This window comes from Candidatus Competibacteraceae bacterium, assembly GCA_016699715.1.
Classification (GTDB): Bacteria; Pseudomonadota; Gammaproteobacteria; order Competibacterales; family Competibacteraceae; genus Competibacter.
This window is the reverse complement of record CP065007.1, coordinates 2310452-2326188: the sequence shown is the minus strand read 5'-3', so window position 1 is coordinate 2326188 and position 15737 is coordinate 2310452. Positions and strand designations below refer to the sequence as shown.

Genomic DNA, 15737 nt, shown 5'->3' with positions numbered 1-15737 from the left:
TACCTCGTTCATTGGTCGCCCACGAGCTTCCTGGGCACGGTGGGGGGCGGTGGTTCCCGCAGCGGTTCCAGCACCGGATCGTCCCAGGAACCGGTCAGGGCATAACGGTAGCGGGTCGCTTGTTCGATGCTTTTTTGCAGCAAGCGTTCGGCGACCAGCACCGCCGCGCCGACCGCCGGGCCGCCGGCCAACGCACCCGCGACCGGCAAGGCACCCCCCAAATTCGGCGTCACCGTGATCTGCTGGTCGTAATCACGGTCCCGCAATCCGGTCCGGCCCCGGATGTCGATCCGCGCGGCCGGCGCTTCGACCGTGAGATCGTCGGTAAAGGCTTGCCCGTGCTTGAACACGAATTCGCCGGTAATCCGATCGAAGCTGGTCCCTGGCTGGAACAGATCGCTGAAATCGAGGGTTAGGCGCCGCACGATGTTCTGCACGCTAAATAGCCCGACCACCCGGCCCAGACCTGGATTGATGTTAAGCAACTGTCCGGAACCGATTTGAAATTTCAGGTTGCCATCCATGCGCTCCAGGGTGAAATCGGGCAACCCCCCCATCCATTCGGCGCGCAGTTCCGCCTCGGCTTCAGCGCCGGTGAGACCCATATTCTGGTAACCGAATACCGCCAGGGTTTCTCCCAGCGCCTGGCTCCATAAGGTCGCTCGCAACTGGGCCAGTTGACCATCGAGGGTCCAGCGCCACTCGCCGCTGGCTTCGATGCGCTGCTGCTCGGAACCCAGGCTGATTTCCGGCAGACGAACGCCCCCCTTCATTGGCATGGCGACGACCCGCAACCGACCCAGGGCCTTATCGTCCAGTCGCAATTCGGCGGCGGTCAGCACCAGCGGTGGCAAGCGGCGCGGATCGGGCGCGACGGGTGGAGCGGTGGCGGCGGCATCCTCCGACCCACGCCGCCAATGCAAGCGGCGCAGCGCCGCGTTGATCGGGCGCGCCGAAGTCGGTTGATCCGGCACGGTCAGGCGTCCGCTCAGATCCCCACTCTCCAGATCGACTTGCAGGCCGTCGTTCCGGTGAGTCGCCGCCAGCGTGAGCTGGGTAAACGACTGATCGGCGATCGTCAATTCGCCGATTCGAGCATCGATATCGCGCAACGCGCTCCACCATGCCGCGGTTTTTGGCTCGATATCGGCGTCGGTGGTGGCATCGCTCGAATCGGACAAGGTGGCGGGCAGGTCCAATCGCCAGCGCGGCAAATCGGCGACGATCGCCAGTCCTGGCGCGTCCGGTAGTCTGGCCGCGCCGGCGTTGACCCGCAACTCGCCGCGTTCGAACTGGAGATTTTGTGGATAACCACTCAGCTCCAGCGCCGCTCGCACGCCCGTCCCGTACTCCAGCGCCAATTCCAGGGTATCGTGTCCGATGGGGTGCAAGGTCATGGCGAAGGGGCGCACTTCGTTGGCGTCCTTGTCCAATGGGGCCGGCAACCGGACGGCCATGCCGTGCAAATCCGAATTCAAGGTCAGCGTGAACGGCGACGCCTCGTTTCGCCGGTCACGCCGGCCAATCGGAACCGCCAACACCGCCTGCCAAAGGCTCTTACCTTCGAGATATGCATCCAATGCCGCCGGCGCGCCGGTCAGGGTCCGCAGCCCTATTCGGCCCCGCAACTGGCCGCGCAGTTCGCGCTGGCCCTCGCCACCGGCCAGGTTCAGGTCGATCCGAACCGGCTCTCCGCGCAGCAGCGCCCGCACGTCTTCGGCTTTCAAGCCGGTTTCCGTAAACGTCACTTCGCCCTTCAGCCGACTGAATTCAAGCGTCCGGGATGGCAAGGCCACGCTGCTGTCCGACAAACCGACCCGCCCGCGCACGCGGCTGGGGCGCGACGAGTCGGCCGGAATGGAAAGTTCGAGGTCCACGCTATTGTGGCCGGCGATCCGTAAATCCGGCAGATCCTCACCCAGTTCCTGGCCGACCGGACTTTCCCTGAGCCCCCGCCACAGACTGGCGCCGGGTCCATCGATCCGCCCCTTGGCCTGGGCGATCACCCGCTCAAGATCGTCGATCCAGACCGCGAGATTTTCGACCTTGGCGTCGAGCAGGCGGCCGGCGCCGGGCTCCGCCTCGATCCGCATACCGCGATTGCGGAACGTCACGCTCCCCCGCAATCCTTCCAGCCGGGGCCAGCCGGGCGCGTAGTTCACCACCGCATCCTCGATCTGAAAACGGGTCTCGAATAAACCCTCGCCGTGGTCGAAGGGGAAACGGGCCGGCGAGCCGCGCAAAATCAGATCGCCGGCCACCACTCGACCGCCGACCAGCGCCTGATCCAGCCAGGCCACTCCGTCGGGTGGAATCACCGCCACCGGCAGGTAGCGCCGTGCCTGTTCGCGCCCGATCCGGACATCCCGATAATGCCCATGCAAATCCAGCACCGGCTCGCCCTGATTGGGAAGGGTGACGCCGCCCCAAAACCGGCCGTTGCAATCGGAGTTGGCCAGATCCAGACCGGCGCTATCCAGTTGCAATCCGTCAGGAGTGCGCTGCCAGGCTATCATCCCGTTCAAGCGGTCCAGGTCGAGCGGGACCCGCAGCAGGCCGTGGGTATCGATCCGGACTCGCTGGCTGTCCAATTCGAGCCGGCCGCGCTCCGGGGAAAAGGTCAACAAGCCGCTCAAGTTGTCGAAGCCCGGCAAGCCGTGGGTCGATCGTCCGGTCACTCCGCGCAACCGCGCGGTCGCCGCATAGGTATCGAAACCGGACTCGGTTTCCAACGCGATTTCCGGCAGGTCGCCGCGCGGGTCGAGCGCTGCCAGCCGGTTTCGGGTCGGCTCGTCCAGCCACGGGGTCACCCAGGCCAGCACGTCATGAACGCGCCAGTCGCGGCCCTCGCCTCGCCAGCGCTCACCGGCGCGGTTCAGTTCGAAACCGGGCCGCGCCTCGCTCTGATCGTGGCCACCGCCGAACCGGGCTTGACCCCGCAACCGCCAGCCGCTCTCCTCCGCCCACCACTCCACGTTCAGCTCGCTGTCCGGCGTCGCCGCCAGCCAGGACGCCAACAAGGCAACGCGCGGTTCCGGCCGTAGATCCGCTTGCCGTAGACGCAAACGAGCTTGTAGATGCGTGGGTTGCCAGTCCCGCCAGTCGCCGCTGACCGCCAATCCGACCTGGCCGGCGCGGAACGCTAGCGGCAACGGCCAACCCGCCAGGTTCAAAGGGCCGGCCTCGAACCGAAAAGTCCCCTCGCCGGTTTCGGGATTGGCGCCATCGACCCCTCGTCGTTCCACGCTCAGGCGCAACCAGTGCCCCAGTCTGGCCGGTAAATCGGCGGTCACGACCAATCGCTGACCTTCGGCGGTGTCCCGCACTTGAAAATACGGGAGCGAAATTTCGATGACCTCCCCACTCCGACGGCGCACGGTCAACCGCTCGCCGATGATATCCAGCCGACGCACGGCGAACAGCCAGCGGGCGGCTTTCCCCAGAGGCGACGCGGCATTTTCGGAATCGGCATTCGCCCGCAGCCGCAAGGCTCCATCCGGCCCCTGCTCCAGGGTCAGGTTAACGCCCTCCAACCGGATGTGGCCGAATATCGGACGCCATTCCCGCAGCGAACGCCACAGGTTCAGGCTCACCGTCGCCTGGGCGAAGCTGGCCCAGACAGCGCTGCTATCGGGATCGCGCAGGCTGACGCCCCGCAATCGCAGTCGAAGCCGCCAGCCGTCGCGGGCCGCGTTCACCGACTCGATCCGCACCGGCGTCCGCAGCGCTTCTCCCAACGCATCCGCCAGGGGGTCACGGTAGTCGTTCAAACGCGGCAGCAGCCACCATTGCCCGAACGCCGCCAGCAGCAGCAGTGGCAACAGCAGCGCCAGAATCAGCCGCCGCGCCCACCGCAAGGTCCGCCGCGCCCCGCCGGCCGCATGCCAAAACCCCTGGCTCATACCGTTTCTCGATAGGTTTTACCTTCCCACACGCCTGCTGGGATTGCGCTACACTTCATCCTGGCCTACCAGTTAAAAAGTCAAAATCTACCGGGAATTGGTATCACATCAATACCACGTCGTATTGCTCGCGGGTGTAGAGGGCTTCCGCCTGGAATTTGATGGGAATGCCGATGAAGGCTTCCAGTTGCGCCACGCTGGTGGATTCCTGATCCAGCATGGCGTCCACCACATCCGGCGCGGCCAGCACCATGAACTGACGCGGCGAATACTGGCGGGCTTCGCGCAGCAGTTCGCGGAAGATGTCGTAGCACACCGTCTCGGCGGTCTTGATCGAACCCCGACCGTGGCACAAGGGACACGGCTCGCACAACACCTGTTCCAGGCTCTCGCGAGTGCGCTTGCGGGTCATTTCCACCAGACCGAGCGGCGACACCTGCGAGATGTGGCTCTTGGCGCGATCCTTTTCCAGGTGCTTCTCCAACGCCTTGAACACCGCCTGGCGGTGTTCCTCGCTGACCATGTCGATGAAGTCGAGGATGATGATCCCGCCCAGATTGCGCAGCCGCAATTGCCGGGCAATAGCCGTGGCGGCTTCCAGATTGGTCTTGAAGATGGTTTCCTCAAGATTACGATGCCCCACGTAGGCGCCGGTATTGACGTCGATAGTGGTCATCGCCTCGGTCTGATCGACGACCAGGTAGCCACCGGACTTGAGCGGTACTTTCTTGCCCAGCGCCCGCTGGATTTCGTCCTCGATGCCGTACAGCTCGAAGATCGGCCGCTCGCCGGGATAGTGCTCCAGGCGCGGCACCATCTCCGGCACGAACTTGTCGGCGAACTCCAGCATCCGCTGACAGGTTTCGCGCGAATCGACGCGCATCCTCTCGACGCTGTCGCCGACGAAATCGCGCAGCACCCGCAGGATCAGGGGCAGATCCTCGTACAGGGTCGCAATGCCGCTGGTTTCCTTGATCCGCTCCCGGATCGACCCCCACAAGCGTTGTAGAAACTGCATGTCCGCCCGCAGCGCCCAGGGTTCCGCGCCTTCCGCGGCGGTGCGCACGATGTAGCCGCCGCCAAACTCGGCCCGGAAGACGTTGATCATTTCCTTGAGCCGCTGCCGTTCGCGCTCGCCGTCGATCTTGACCGACACGCCCGCCATGTCCGAATCGGCCAGGAAGACCAGGAAGCGGGACGGCAGGGTGATATGCGTGGTCAAGCGCGCGCCCTTGGTGCCGATCGGGTCCTTGATCACCTGCACCACCAATTCCTGATTCTCGCGCACCAGTTCGGTAATGACGGGCCAGCGCTCGCCAGCGGCCGTTCCTCCTTCCACCATGGTTTCCGGACGGATATCGGAAACGTGCAGGAACGCGGCTCGCTCCAGGCCGACGTCCACGAACGCCGCCTCCATGCCGGGCAATACCCGGCAGATTCGCCCTTTGTAGATGTTGCCGACCAAACCGCGCCGGCCGACCCGTTCCAGCAGGATTTCCTGCAGGACGCCGTTCTCGACCACGGCGACTCGGGTTTCGCGGGGCGTCACATTGATCAGAATTTCGTCGCCCGTGCCGCCTTCGGCGCGTGTGGCCATGAATGATCGTTCCCGTCAGGAGATGAAAAAAGCTCAGAGAGGGATGCCGAACTCTCGCAGTAGTTCGGCGGTTTCGAACAGCGGCAGCCCCATCACTCCGGAGTAGCTGCCGTGCAACTCCACGACGAAGGTCGCCGCCCGCCCCTGAATGCCGTAGCCGCCGGCCTTGTCCCAGGGTTCGCCGCTGTCCCAGTAGGCCCGGCATTCCGCCGGTGACAGATCCCGGAAGCGAACCCGGCTTGCCTGTACCTTGACCGCGCCGCGCTCCTCGGTGGCCAATGCCACCGCGCTTAAGACCCGATGCTCCCGCCCGGACAGGCGCGCCAGCATCGCCAGCCCCTCGTCCCGGCCGCCGGGTTTGCCGAGAATCGCGCCGTCCACCACCACCGCCGTGTCCGCGCCCAACACCGGCGCGGGTTGGCGTCGGCCCAGCGCGCGCGCGCCGGCTTCCGCCTTGGCCCGCGCCAGCCGAATCACGTAAGCGTGAGGCGTCTCGTCGGGTAGCGGCGTCTCGTCCACCACAACCGGCAACAGACGGTAGGCAATGCCGATCTGGCGCAGCAGTTCGCGGCGGCGAGGAGAGGCGGAAGCCAGATAGATTTGGAAGCTAGCCATGTCAGGCGCGGTGGTACGGATGGCGATGCAGCAGGCTCCAGGCCCGGTAAATCTGTTCGGCCAGCACCACCCGCACCAGCGGATGCGGCAAGGTCAGCCGCGACAGCGCCCACAATCGGCCGGCGCGGGCACGGCAGGCCGGGTCCAGTCCATCCGGACCACCGACCAGCAGACTGAGATCGTGGCCCTCCCGCAGCCAACCGGCCAGTCGTTCGGCCAGTTGCGCGGTGCTCCATTCCTGCCCGCGTTCGTCCAGGGCGATCACCTGAGACCCCGCCGGCACCGCCGCCAGCAAGCGTTCGCCCTCGGCGCGAACCAGACGAGTCAGGTCAGCGTTCGCGCCACGCTTGCCGGGTGGAATTTCGACCAGGTTCAGCGCGCACTCTCGTGGCAGCCGCCTGGCGTATTCCTCATAACCGGTCTTGACCCAGTCCGGCATGCGGGTCCCCACGGCAAGCAGATGGATCTTCACGGGCGTCGGACAAGGACCGGTCTCTCAATGCCCCAACGCCCTGGCGGAATCCACCGACCACAGCTTTTCCAGATTGTAGAAGTCGCGGGTCTGCGGCAACATGACGTGCAGCACGATGTCGTTCAAATCCACCAGCACCCATTCCGCCTCCCGCTGGCCTTCGACCCCCAAGGGTCGTACTCCGACCGCCGCGCATTTTTCGACCACCTTATCGGCCAGCGCCTTGACCTGGCGGCTGGATGAACCGCTGGCGATGACCATCAAGTCGGTGAAACTGGCGATCTCGCGCACGTCCAGAACCTGGATGTCCTGGGCCTTTACCTCTTCCAGAGCAGCCACAACGATTTCTCGTAAAGCCTCAAGTTGCATGAATTTCATTGATCCTCATAAAGTCACGGGGGTCGGGGCGGGCAACGACCGGTACAGCACCTGCTCGTGGATACGGGCCAGCACCGTCTCCGGCAACAGAAAGCGGGGCGACTGGCCACGCGCCAGCAAAGCGCGAATGTCAGTCGCGGAGATGTCCAACTGGGTCACTGGCTGGAACAGGATACCGCCGGCAAGCCGCTGGCGCAGGGCGGTGGGGTCCGTCATGCGTGGGGCGATCAATTCCTCCAGCACCGGCACGAACGGCTTCGACGGTCCGGGCCGCTGCATCACCACGATGTGGGCGAACCGGCTCAATTCCCGCCAGCGATGCCAGGTATGCAGTTCGCGGAAGGCATCGACGCCGACGATCAGACACAGGGGGATATCGCCGAAGTCCTCGCGCAGCGAGGCCAGGGTATCCACCATATAGGAAGGTCCCTCCCGGCGCAGTTCCCGATCATCGACCGCGAAGCCCGCTTGCCCGGCCGTGGCCAAACGCACCAGCGCCAGCCGCTGCTCGGCGGCGATTCGCGGCGAACCGCGATGCGCCGGAATCCGGCAGGGCACGAAGCGGATTTCCGCCAGATCCAGCGCCTCCAGCAACTCCAGCGCCGGTCGCAGATGACCGTAATGGATCGGATCGAAGGTGCCGCCCAACACCCCGATGGGGCGCGGATACGGTGGAAAGCGGGAGGCCGCCGACATTGAATTCACGATTTATATCGCTCTCGCGCCGGGGATCGCGCGCGCCGCGCTCGCAAAAAACCCGATGGGGATCGGGTCATGATGGCAGCATGGTCAGCCATGACCGCTCGCCCGGTGCCTTGCCGGTTTCAGCTCTCATTCCCGGATATGCCCATCGCCCAGCACCACGAATTTCAGAGTGGTCAATCCTTCCGCGCCGACCGGGCCACGGGCGTGCAGCTTATCGGTGCTGATACCGATTTCCGCGCCCAGGCCATACTCGCCACCGTCGGCGAAGCGGGTGGAAGCATTCACCATCACCGAACTGGAATCCACCTCGCGCAGGAAACGCCGCGCCCGACCGTAATCCTCCGTCACGATGGCGTCGGTGTGGGCGGAGCCGTAGAGAGCGATGTGGTCCATGGCCTGGTCGATATCGTTGACGACCCGAACCGCCAGCACCGGCGCCAGATATTCGGCGTACCAGTCTTCCTCGGTCGCCATCCCGATCTCCGGCAACAGGTCGTGGGTCCGCTGGCAGCCGCGCAATTCCACGCCGGCATCCTGGTAGCGCCGGCCCAATTCGGGCAGCACCCGATCGGCGATGCCCGCCGCCACCAGCAGGGTTTCCATGGTATTGCAGGTGCCGTAGCGCTGGGTCTTGGCGTTGTAAGCGATCGACATCGCCTGGTCGGGATCGGCGCGGTCGTCGATGTAGACGTGGCAGACGCCATCCAGATGCTTGATCACCGGCACCCGCGCCTCGCGACTGATTCGCTCGATCAGACTCTTGCCGCCGCGCGGCACGATCACGTCCACGTATTCGGCCATGCCGATCAGCGCGCCGACGGCGGCGCGGTCGGCGGTGTCGATCACCTGCACCGCGTCGGTCGGCAAGCCGGCGGCGGCCAACCCCCGCTGGATACAGGCGGCAATGGCGCGGTTGGAATGCAACGCCTCGGAACCGCCGCGCAGGATGGCGGCGTTACCGGCCTTCAAACAAAGCGCGGCGGCGTCGGCGGTCACGTTCGGCCGCGACTCGTAGATGATGCCGATCACCCCCAGCGGCACCCGCATCCGCCCGACCTGAAGGCCCGATGGACGATATTTGAGATCGATGATCTCGCCCACCGGATCGGGCTGGGCGGCGATTTCCCGCAAACCTTGCGCTATCCCGCGCACGCCCTTGGGCGTCAGCTCCAGGCGGTCCAGCAGGGCCGCGTCCAACTCGCCGGCGCGGCCGGCGTCCATGTCCAGGCGGTTGGCCGCCAGTAACCGTTCCTCGTCCGCCTCCAGGGCGGCGGCGATGGCGAGCAGGGCGCCGTTCTTGATCCGGGTTTCGGCGCGGCCGACGATGCGGGACGCGGCGCGCGCGCGCCGGCCCACATCCAGCATGTAGCGCTCGATGGTGTTGGCGGTTTCCGTATGGGTATCGTTCATCGGCAAAGCATCCTCATGACCGACGCGTCCTCATGCGCCGGGCTATGACATCACAGTTCGTCGGACAACAACGGCCGACCGGCCAGTCGCAAACCCACCATCAGCAACGCATCCCATGGCGAGCCGGGCTCGATGCCCTTGATCGCGCGGTCGGTCCGGGCACAGCCACCCAGTAACAGCCGGCAATCGGCCAGTGTCAGCCGTTGCAGGGCCTGGAGCAGGGGCGGCTTCCGTTTGTCCCAGACGATTTCCTTGCGGGCGGCGAACGCGGCGAACACGGTTTCCAGCGGCTGGCGCTGGTCACGGGCGAAAGCCAGCGCGTTCAGTACCCGAAGCTCCCGATGCAAGGCCCAGTTCGCCAACACCGGTTCCACGCCTTCGCCGCGCAAACCATTCAGAATCCGCGCAACGCGCTCCGGCTGGCCACGCAGGGCGGCATCCACGAAATCATAGATGCTGTATCGAGCGCTGTCGCCGACCGCCGCCAATACCCTGTCGACGGTCAGCGGCTGCTCGCCGGTCAGCAATGCCAGCTTCTCGATTTCCTGGGCGGCGGCCAACAGATTGCCCTCCACCCGCTCGCCCAGCAACAGCACCGCTTCCTGGGTGGGTTTCAGACCGCGTTCCCGCAGCCGGCGTTCGATCCAGACCGACAATTGCCCCGGCTCCACCGGCGCCGCCGGCACCACCACGCCCATCGCATCCAGGGCGGCGAACCAGCGGCTTTTCTGGGTATTCCAGTCGAGTTTGCCAGCGGTGACCAACAACACCGCGTCGGCGGCGGGACGGGCCGCATACTCGCTCAGCGCCTTGGCGCCGGCATCGCCCGGCTTGGCGTTGCCCAGGCGCAGCTCCAGCAACCGCCGGTTGGCGAACAGCGAGGGGCTGGCCGCCAGTTGGCGCAGCGTGTTCCAGTCGAAACCGGCATCGACCGTCAGGCATTCCCGTTCCGCATGGCCTCGTTCGCGGGCGGCGACGCGGAGCGCGTCGGCGGATTCCCGTGCCAGCAGGGTTTCCTCGCCGAAGATCAGATAGAGCGGCGCCAGGGTCTTGCGCAAATGCGCGGCGAGCTGTTCGGGACGCACTCGCAAGCGGCGTCCTCAGGAACCGATGGTTTGCAAGCGGCGGACGATTTGCCAAGCCAGATCATCGGCCATGTTGTCCACCAGGGCTTCCTGCGCGGCCTCGAAACCGAGCACTTCGTTTTCGTCATACAACAAGGTTCGGTTGGCACTGAGTCCTTCCAGCGGAATCAGGGCCTTGCCGTTGGCCAGCGTCACCTGGTAAGCGGTGTCGTAAGCCAGAAAATACTGCCGTTTGACATTGAGACGGTCGACGGCGACCACGCGGCGACCGCTGCCCTCGCGCAGAATGGTGATGACCACCTTTGCCTGGGCCGGATCGCGGGTAATCGTCACGCCATTGTCCGCCAGCAACAGCCGCAGCTTGCGGCTCACGGCGCCCGGCGGCGTTCCCATCGCCAGTTGGCTCTGGATATAAACCACCGACAGTTCCGGCGGTAGTTGGGCTTGTCCACGCGGCTGGAAACCACAACCGGCCAGCAGCAGCATCCAGCCACCCAGGACCCACCCCAGCATGATCCGAGGCATGTTCGACTCGCTCAGCACACCAGATTGACCAGTTTGCCGGGCACGATCACGATCTTGCGCAACGCTTTCCCTTCGACGAAGCGCTGGACATTCGGCTCGGCCCGCGCCGCCTGTTCGATGAGATCGCGGTCGGCGTTCACCGGCACCTCGATCTGTCCACGCAGCTTGCCGTTGACCTGCACCACCAGCGTCATCAGGTCACGAACCAGCGCCGCTGCGTCGGGCGTCGGCCAGGCGGCGTCCAGCACGTCGTCGCCATAGCCCAAATCCCGCCAAAGCGCGTGAGTCACATGCGGCGCCACCGGCGACAGCAGCCGCAGCAGGATGCCCAGCCCTTCGCGGCGCACGGCGGCGGCGGACACATCAGCGCCCATCTCGATCCGACCCAGCGCGTTCAGGATTTTCATGCCGCCGGAAACCACGGTGTTGAACTGGTGGCGACTAAAGTCGTACAGCGCCTGCCGGAGCGCCTCGTGCACCTCGCGGCGCAGCTCGCGCAGCGGCTCCGACAACACGGCGGCATCCGGCTCGCCGGCGGCGTGGATCGCCTCCTGATGCTCGGCGGCGTGGAGCCACAACCGGCGCAGAAAGCGGTAGGCGCCGGCCACGCCGGAATCGGACCATTCCAGCGCCTGATCGGGCGGCGCGGCGAACATCATGAACAGACGGGCGGTATCGGCGCCGTACTGATCGATCAGGGATTGAGGATCGACGCCGTTGTTCTTGGACTTGGCCATCTTCTCGATGCCACCGATCACCACCGGCTGACCATCAGCGTTCAGGGTCGCGGCCAGCGGCCGGCCCTTGTCGTCGGTTTGTACCTTCACGTCGGCCGGGTTGATCCACTGCTTGCGGCCGTCCGCGGTTTCCCGGTAAAAGGTGGGCGCCACCACCATGCCCTGGGTGAGCAACTGGGCGAACGGTTCCGACACCGTGGTCAGGCCCAGATCGCGCATGACCTTGGTCCAGAACCGCGAATACAGCAGATGCAGGATGGCATGTTCGATGCCGCCGACGTACTGATCCACCGGCATCCAGTAATCGGCGCGGGCATCGGTCATCGTCGCCGCGCCCGGCGTGCAATAGCGGAAGAAATACCAGGACGAATCGACGAAGGTATCCATGGTGTCGGTTTCGCGCCGGGCCGGCTTTCCGCAGCTCGGGCAGGCGCAGTCCAGGAATTCGGCGTACTTGGCGAGCGGGTTGCCGGAACCGTCCGGAATCAGGTCGCCCGGCAACACCACCGGCAAATCCTCGTCCGGCACCGGCACCGCGCCACAGGATTCGCAATGGACGATCGGGATCGGCGTACCCCAGTAGCGCTGTCGGGATACGCCCCAGTCGCGCAGTCGCCAGATCACCTTCTTCTCGCCCAAACCCTTGGCGCTCAGATCGGCGGCGATGGCATCCACCGCCTGCTCGAAGTCCAATCCGTCGTACTGGCCGGAATTGATGCAGACCCCGTAATCGGCGTAGGCGTCTTGCCACGGCGCGGGCGTGGCGTCGCCGGCGCGGGTGCGGATCACCGGCCTGATCGCTAGACCGAACTTGCACGAGAACTCGAAATCGCGTTCGTCGTGGGCGGGCACCGCCATCACCGCGCCCTCGCCGTAACCCATCAGCACGTAGTTGGCGACCCACAGCGGCAGCGGTTCGCCGCTCAGGGGATGGGTGACGGTCAACCCGGTCGGCATGCCCTTTTTTTCCTGGGTCGCCAACTCGGCCTCGGTGACGCCACCATGCCGACATTGGTCGATGAACGCGGCCAGTTCGGGATCGGTTTGCGCGGCGTGCAGCGCCAGGGGATGCTCGGCGGCCACGGCCACGTAGGTAGCGCCCATGAGCGTGTCGGCGCGGGTGGTAAACACCCAAAGAGTGCCGCCCTCGCCCACCGTGTGCGGAAAGCCGATCCGTACCCCGTGGCTCTTGCCGATCCAGTTCTTCTGCATCAGCTTGACCTGTTCCGGCCAACCGGGCAGGTGCGCCAACTCCGCCAGCAGTTCCTCGGCGTACTTCGTGATCGCCAGGTAATACATCGGGATTTCGCGCTTCTCGACCAGCGCGCCGGTGCGCCAGCCGCGCCCGTCGATCACCTGCTCGTTGGCGAGCACGGTCTGATCCATCGGGTCCCAGTTGACCACGCCGGTTTTCAGGTAGGCGATGCCCTTTTCCAGCATCCGCAGGAACAGCCACTGGTTCCAGCGGTAGTACTCCGGCTGGCAGGTGGCCACCTCACGCTCCCAGTCCACCGCGAAGCCCAGCAGACGAAGCTGCTTTTTCATGTAGGCGATGTTATCGAAGGTCCACTGCGCCGGCGCGACCCCGGAAGCCATGGCCGCGTTCTCCGCCGGCAGGCCGAAGGCGTCCCAGCCCATCGGCTGCAACACGCTCTTGCCCAACATGCGCTGGTAGCGGGCGATCACGTCGCCGATGGTGTAGTTGCGCACATGGCCCATGTGCAACCGCCCGCTGGGATAGGGAAACATCGACAGGCAGTAGAACTTTTCGCGACCCGGCTCCTCGCGCGCGGCGAAGGTTCGCTGCTCATCCCAGTGGCGTTGCGCTTCCGCTTCAATGGCTTGCGGGTTGTACGACTCGGCGATCACGGCTGTTACCTGGCTTTAAAACGAAGTGCGGTAAGATAGCACAACTTTTCAGCCGCCCGCATGGTCTGGACCGGACCGCGCTATCGAGGTCAATCATCCGTGAACGATTCCATTCCGCACTCTCCCGCCCTCAGCTACCGCGACGCCGGCGTGGACATCGAAGCCGGCAACCGGCTGGTGGACCGCATCAAGCCGCACGCCAAGCGCACCCTCCGGCCCGGCGTGCTGAGCGGGCTGGGTGGTTTCGGCGCGCTGTTCGAACTGCCGCTGGACCGCTACCGCCAACCGGTACTGGTGTCCGGCACCGACGGGGTCGGCACCAAGCTCAAACTGGCGCTGGAGCTGCGCCGCCACGACACCATCGGCATCGATCTGGTGGCGATGTGCGTCAACGACGTGCTGGTGACCGGCGCCGAGCCGCTGTTCTTCCTCGACTATTACGCCACCGGCCAGTTGGATGTGGACGTAGCCGCCACCGTCATCAAGGGCATCGCCGATGGCTGCGAACAAGCCGGCGCGGCGCTGGTGGGCGGCGAAACCGCCGAGATGCCGGGGATGTACGGCGAAGGCGATTACGACCTGGCCGGTTTCTGCGTCGGTGTGGTCGAAAAAAGCCGGATCATCGACGGGTCGCGGATCGCGCCGGGCGACGTGTTGCTGGGTCTGGCGTCCTCCGGCCCGCATTCCAACGGCTATTCGCTGATCCGTAAAATCCTGGCGGTCGGCGGCGCAAAGCTGGATCAGCCGTTCGCCGGGGACCGCACGCTCGGTGAAGCACTGCTGGCGCCGACCCGCATTTACGTCAAGCCGGTGCTGCAACTGCTGGCGCAGGTCGAGGTCCGCGCCATCGCCCACATCACCGGCGGTGGCCTGACCGAAAACCTGCCGCGCGTTCTCCCGCCCCACACCCAGGCGGTCATCGATACCGCAAGCTGGCCACGACCAGCCATTTTCCAGTGGTTGCGGCAGCAGGGCGGCGTGACCGAGACGGAAATGCGGCGCACCTTCAACTGCGGCGTGGGCATGGTGGTCTGCGTCGCGGCGGAAGATGCGGAGAGGGCTCAGGCGATTTTACGGGACGCGGGCGAAACGGTTTGGACGCTGGGCCGGATCGCCGCCGGTGAGGACGAGCCGTTCGTGGAGTTTCTGCCGTGAGCGCCACTCGAAAAATCCGGCTGGTGGTGCTGATCTCGGGGCGCGGCAGCAATCTGCAAGCGATTCTGGATCAGGCCGCGAACGGAGAACTACCGGTCGAAGTGGCGGCCGTCATCAGTAACCGCCCCGGCGTGCATGGTCTGGAACGGGCGCGCCAGGCCGGCGTTCCCGCGCTGGAACTGGACCATAAGTACTTCACCGACCGGACGGAATTCGAAGCAACCCTGATCGAAATGATCGACCGTCAGCAACCGGACTTGGTGGCGCTGGCGGGCTTCATGCGGGTGCTGACCGCCAGCTTCACCGAACATTATCGAGGACGGCTACTCAACATCCATCCCTCGCTGCTCCCCAGGTTTCGCGGCCTGCACACCCATGAACGAGCCATCGCGGCCGGCGAAACCGCACACGGAGCCAGCATCCACTTCGTCACCGCCGAACTGGACGGCGGGCCGGTCATCGTGCAAGCGCGGGTTCCGGTACTGCCGGGCGACGACCCCGACACGCTGGCGGCGCGGGTCCTGGAGCAGGAGCACCGACTGTACCCGCTGGCGATTCGCTGGTTCGCGGCAGGGCGGGTACGGTTGGACGGGGAACGGGTGTGGTTCGATGGGAAACCGCTGGCCGCACCGTTGCGGCTGGAGGAAGCGCCACTCAGCCGATGAACAACTCATCCAGGCGGATTTCCGCCGCTGGCAACAGAACGGGCGCCAATCCGCCTTCCCGCACCTGCAAGCAGGTTTGATAAACACCGTGTTCCGGTTGCGGATCACGGTAGATCTCAACGTGACGGCGGCGCGGCCCCACCACCAGCCACACTTCGGGAATGCCGTGCCGGGCGTAGAGCGGTACCTTGGTCTTGCGGTCGAATTGCACCGTGCTGTCCGACACCTCAATCAGCAGCAATACATCCCCGGCGCGGGGATGCGCGCCCAAATAGTAATCCGCACGCGGGCGCAGCAGGACAATGTCGGGCTGTGGTTCGGAGTCGTCGCCCAACACAATCGGGTTTTGCACATAAACAACTTGCGTACCGGCAACCGACCGCATGAACAGGCGATTCAGAATACCCACGGTTCCCGCGTGAAAGCTGCCAATCGGCGCCATCTCGAACAGTTCTCCCTCAATCAATTCCAGCCGCGCTTCCGGGTCGAGAAAGCCGGTTTCCCCCATGCGCTGAAACTCATCCACCGTCCATAGATGCCGGATCGGACCGGTTTTCGCGGCGGGCTGAATCGCTGGCGATAACGACACGGATGCGGCCATGAATTTTCCCTCGGTCGATCA

At 65.3% G+C, this 15737-nt stretch carries 13 protein-coding genes; 2 read left to right on the top strand and 11 right to left on the bottom strand.

Features of this window, described 5'->3' with window-relative positions:
* Positions 1 to 8: 8 nt before the first annotated feature.
* From IPM89_10410 to IPM89_10365, 10 genes are all read right to left on the bottom strand, one after another.
* Positions 9 to 3902, bottom strand: coding sequence for a TIGR02099 family protein (locus tag IPM89_10410; GenBank protein ID QQS53315.1), 3894 nt, complete (start codon positions 3900 to 3902; stop codon positions 9 to 11).
* A gap of 103 nt (positions 3903 to 4005) precedes the next feature.
* Positions 4006 to 5499 (bottom strand): ribonuclease G, encoded by a 1494-nt coding sequence (gene rng, locus IPM89_10405; protein ID QQS53314.1) that lies wholly within the window; start codon positions 5497 to 5499, stop codon positions 4006 to 4008.
* Between the two features lie 33 nt (positions 5500 to 5532).
* The gene (maf, locus tag IPM89_10400) at positions 5533 to 6114 is read right to left on the bottom strand and encodes a septum formation inhibitor Maf (GenBank protein ID QQS53313.1); all 582 of its coding nucleotides are present in this window, start codon (positions 6112 to 6114) and stop codon (positions 5533 to 5535) included.
* Between the two features lies 1 nt (position 6115).
* Positions 6116 to 6586, bottom strand: a complete 471-nt coding sequence (gene rlmH / locus IPM89_10395) for a 23S rRNA (pseudouridine(1915)-N(3))-methyltransferase RlmH (protein QQS53312.1) — start codon at positions 6584 to 6586, stop codon at positions 6116 to 6118.
* A gap of 24 nt (positions 6587 to 6610) precedes the next feature.
* The gene (gene rsfS / locus IPM89_10390) at positions 6611 to 6955 is read right to left on the bottom strand and encodes a ribosome silencing factor (GenBank protein QQS53311.1); all 345 of its coding nucleotides are present in this window, start codon (positions 6953 to 6955) and stop codon (positions 6611 to 6613) included.
* A gap of 15 nt (positions 6956 to 6970) precedes the next feature.
* On the bottom strand, positions 6971 to 7660 hold the full coding sequence (nadD, locus tag IPM89_10385; GenBank protein ID QQS55873.1) for a nicotinate-nucleotide adenylyltransferase: 690 nt from the start codon (positions 7658 to 7660) through the stop codon (positions 6971 to 6973).
* Between the two features lie 135 nt (positions 7661 to 7795).
* Positions 7796 to 9079: a glutamate-5-semialdehyde dehydrogenase gene (locus IPM89_10380; protein ID QQS53310.1), complete on the bottom strand. Its 1284-nt coding sequence runs from the start codon at positions 9077 to 9079 to the stop codon at positions 7796 to 7798.
* Positions 9080 to 9129: 50 nt separating this feature from the next.
* The gene (locus IPM89_10375; protein ID QQS53309.1) at positions 9130 to 10170 is read right to left on the bottom strand and encodes a DNA polymerase III subunit delta; all 1041 of its coding nucleotides are present in this window, start codon (positions 10168 to 10170) and stop codon (positions 9130 to 9132) included.
* 9 nt (positions 10171 to 10179) lie between these two features.
* On the bottom strand, positions 10180 to 10689 hold the full coding sequence (locus tag IPM89_10370) for a hypothetical protein (protein QQS53308.1): 510 nt from the start codon (positions 10687 to 10689) through the stop codon (positions 10180 to 10182).
* An 11-nt stretch (positions 10690 to 10700) separates the two neighbouring features.
* Positions 10701 to 13292: a leucine--tRNA ligase gene (locus tag IPM89_10365; GenBank protein ID QQS55872.1), complete on the bottom strand. Its 2592-nt coding sequence runs from the start codon at positions 13290 to 13292 to the stop codon at positions 10701 to 10703.
* A gap of 63 nt (positions 13293 to 13355) precedes the next feature.
* Between IPM89_10365 and purM the strand changes: the two genes are divergently transcribed.
* Together purM and purN are read left to right on the top strand one after the other, a co-directional pair.
* On the top strand, positions 13356 to 14450 hold the full coding sequence (gene purM / locus IPM89_10360) for a phosphoribosylformylglycinamidine cyclo-ligase (GenBank protein QQS53307.1): 1095 nt from the start codon (positions 13356 to 13358) through the stop codon (positions 14448 to 14450).
* Positions 14447 to 15115, top strand: a complete 669-nt coding sequence (gene purN / locus IPM89_10355; protein QQS53306.1) for a phosphoribosylglycinamide formyltransferase — start codon at positions 14447 to 14449, stop codon at positions 15113 to 15115. The genes purM and purN overlap by 4 nt, the downstream gene beginning before the upstream one ends.
* Here purN and IPM89_10350 read toward each other — a convergent pair.
* Positions 15105 to 15716: a Uma2 family endonuclease gene (locus IPM89_10350; protein ID QQS53305.1), complete on the bottom strand. Its 612-nt coding sequence runs from the start codon at positions 15714 to 15716 to the stop codon at positions 15105 to 15107. The two genes, purN and IPM89_10350, sit on opposite strands and share 11 nt — an antisense overlap.
* Positions 15717 to 15737 lie beyond the last annotated feature (21 nt).

Bases quoted from the DNA above. Each gene is read 5' to 3' on its own strand.
- IPM89_10410 (QQS53315.1), bottom strand. From the start codon at position 3,902: ATGAGCCAGGGGTTTTGGCATGCGGCCGGCGGGGCGCGGCGGACCTTG.
- rng (QQS53314.1), bottom strand. From the start codon at position 5,499: ATGGCCACACGCGCCGAAGGCGGCACGGGCGACGAAATTCTGATCAAT.
- maf (QQS53313.1), bottom strand. From the start codon at position 6,114: ATGGCTAGCTTCCAAATCTATCTGGCTTCCGCCTCTCCTCGCCGCCGC.
- rsfS (QQS53311.1), bottom strand. From the start codon at position 6,955: ATGCAACTTGAGGCTTTACGAGAAATCGTTGTGGCTGCTCTGGAAGAG.
- nadD (QQS55873.1), bottom strand. From the start codon at position 7,660: ATGTCGGCGGCCTCCCGCTTTCCACCGTATCCGCGCCCCATCGGGGTG.
- IPM89_10380 (QQS53310.1), bottom strand. From the start codon at position 9,079: ATGAACGATACCCATACGGAAACCGCCAACACCATCGAGCGCTACATG.
- IPM89_10370 (QQS53308.1), bottom strand. From the start codon at position 10,689: ATGCCTCGGATCATGCTGGGGTGGGTCCTGGGTGGCTGGATGCTGCTG.
- purM (QQS53307.1), top strand. From the start codon at position 13,356: ATGGTCTGGACCGGACCGCGCTATCGAGGTCAATCATCCGTGAACGAT.
- IPM89_10350 (QQS53305.1), bottom strand. From the start codon at position 15,716: ATGGCCGCATCCGTGTCGTTATCGCCAGCGATTCAGCCCGCCGCGAAA.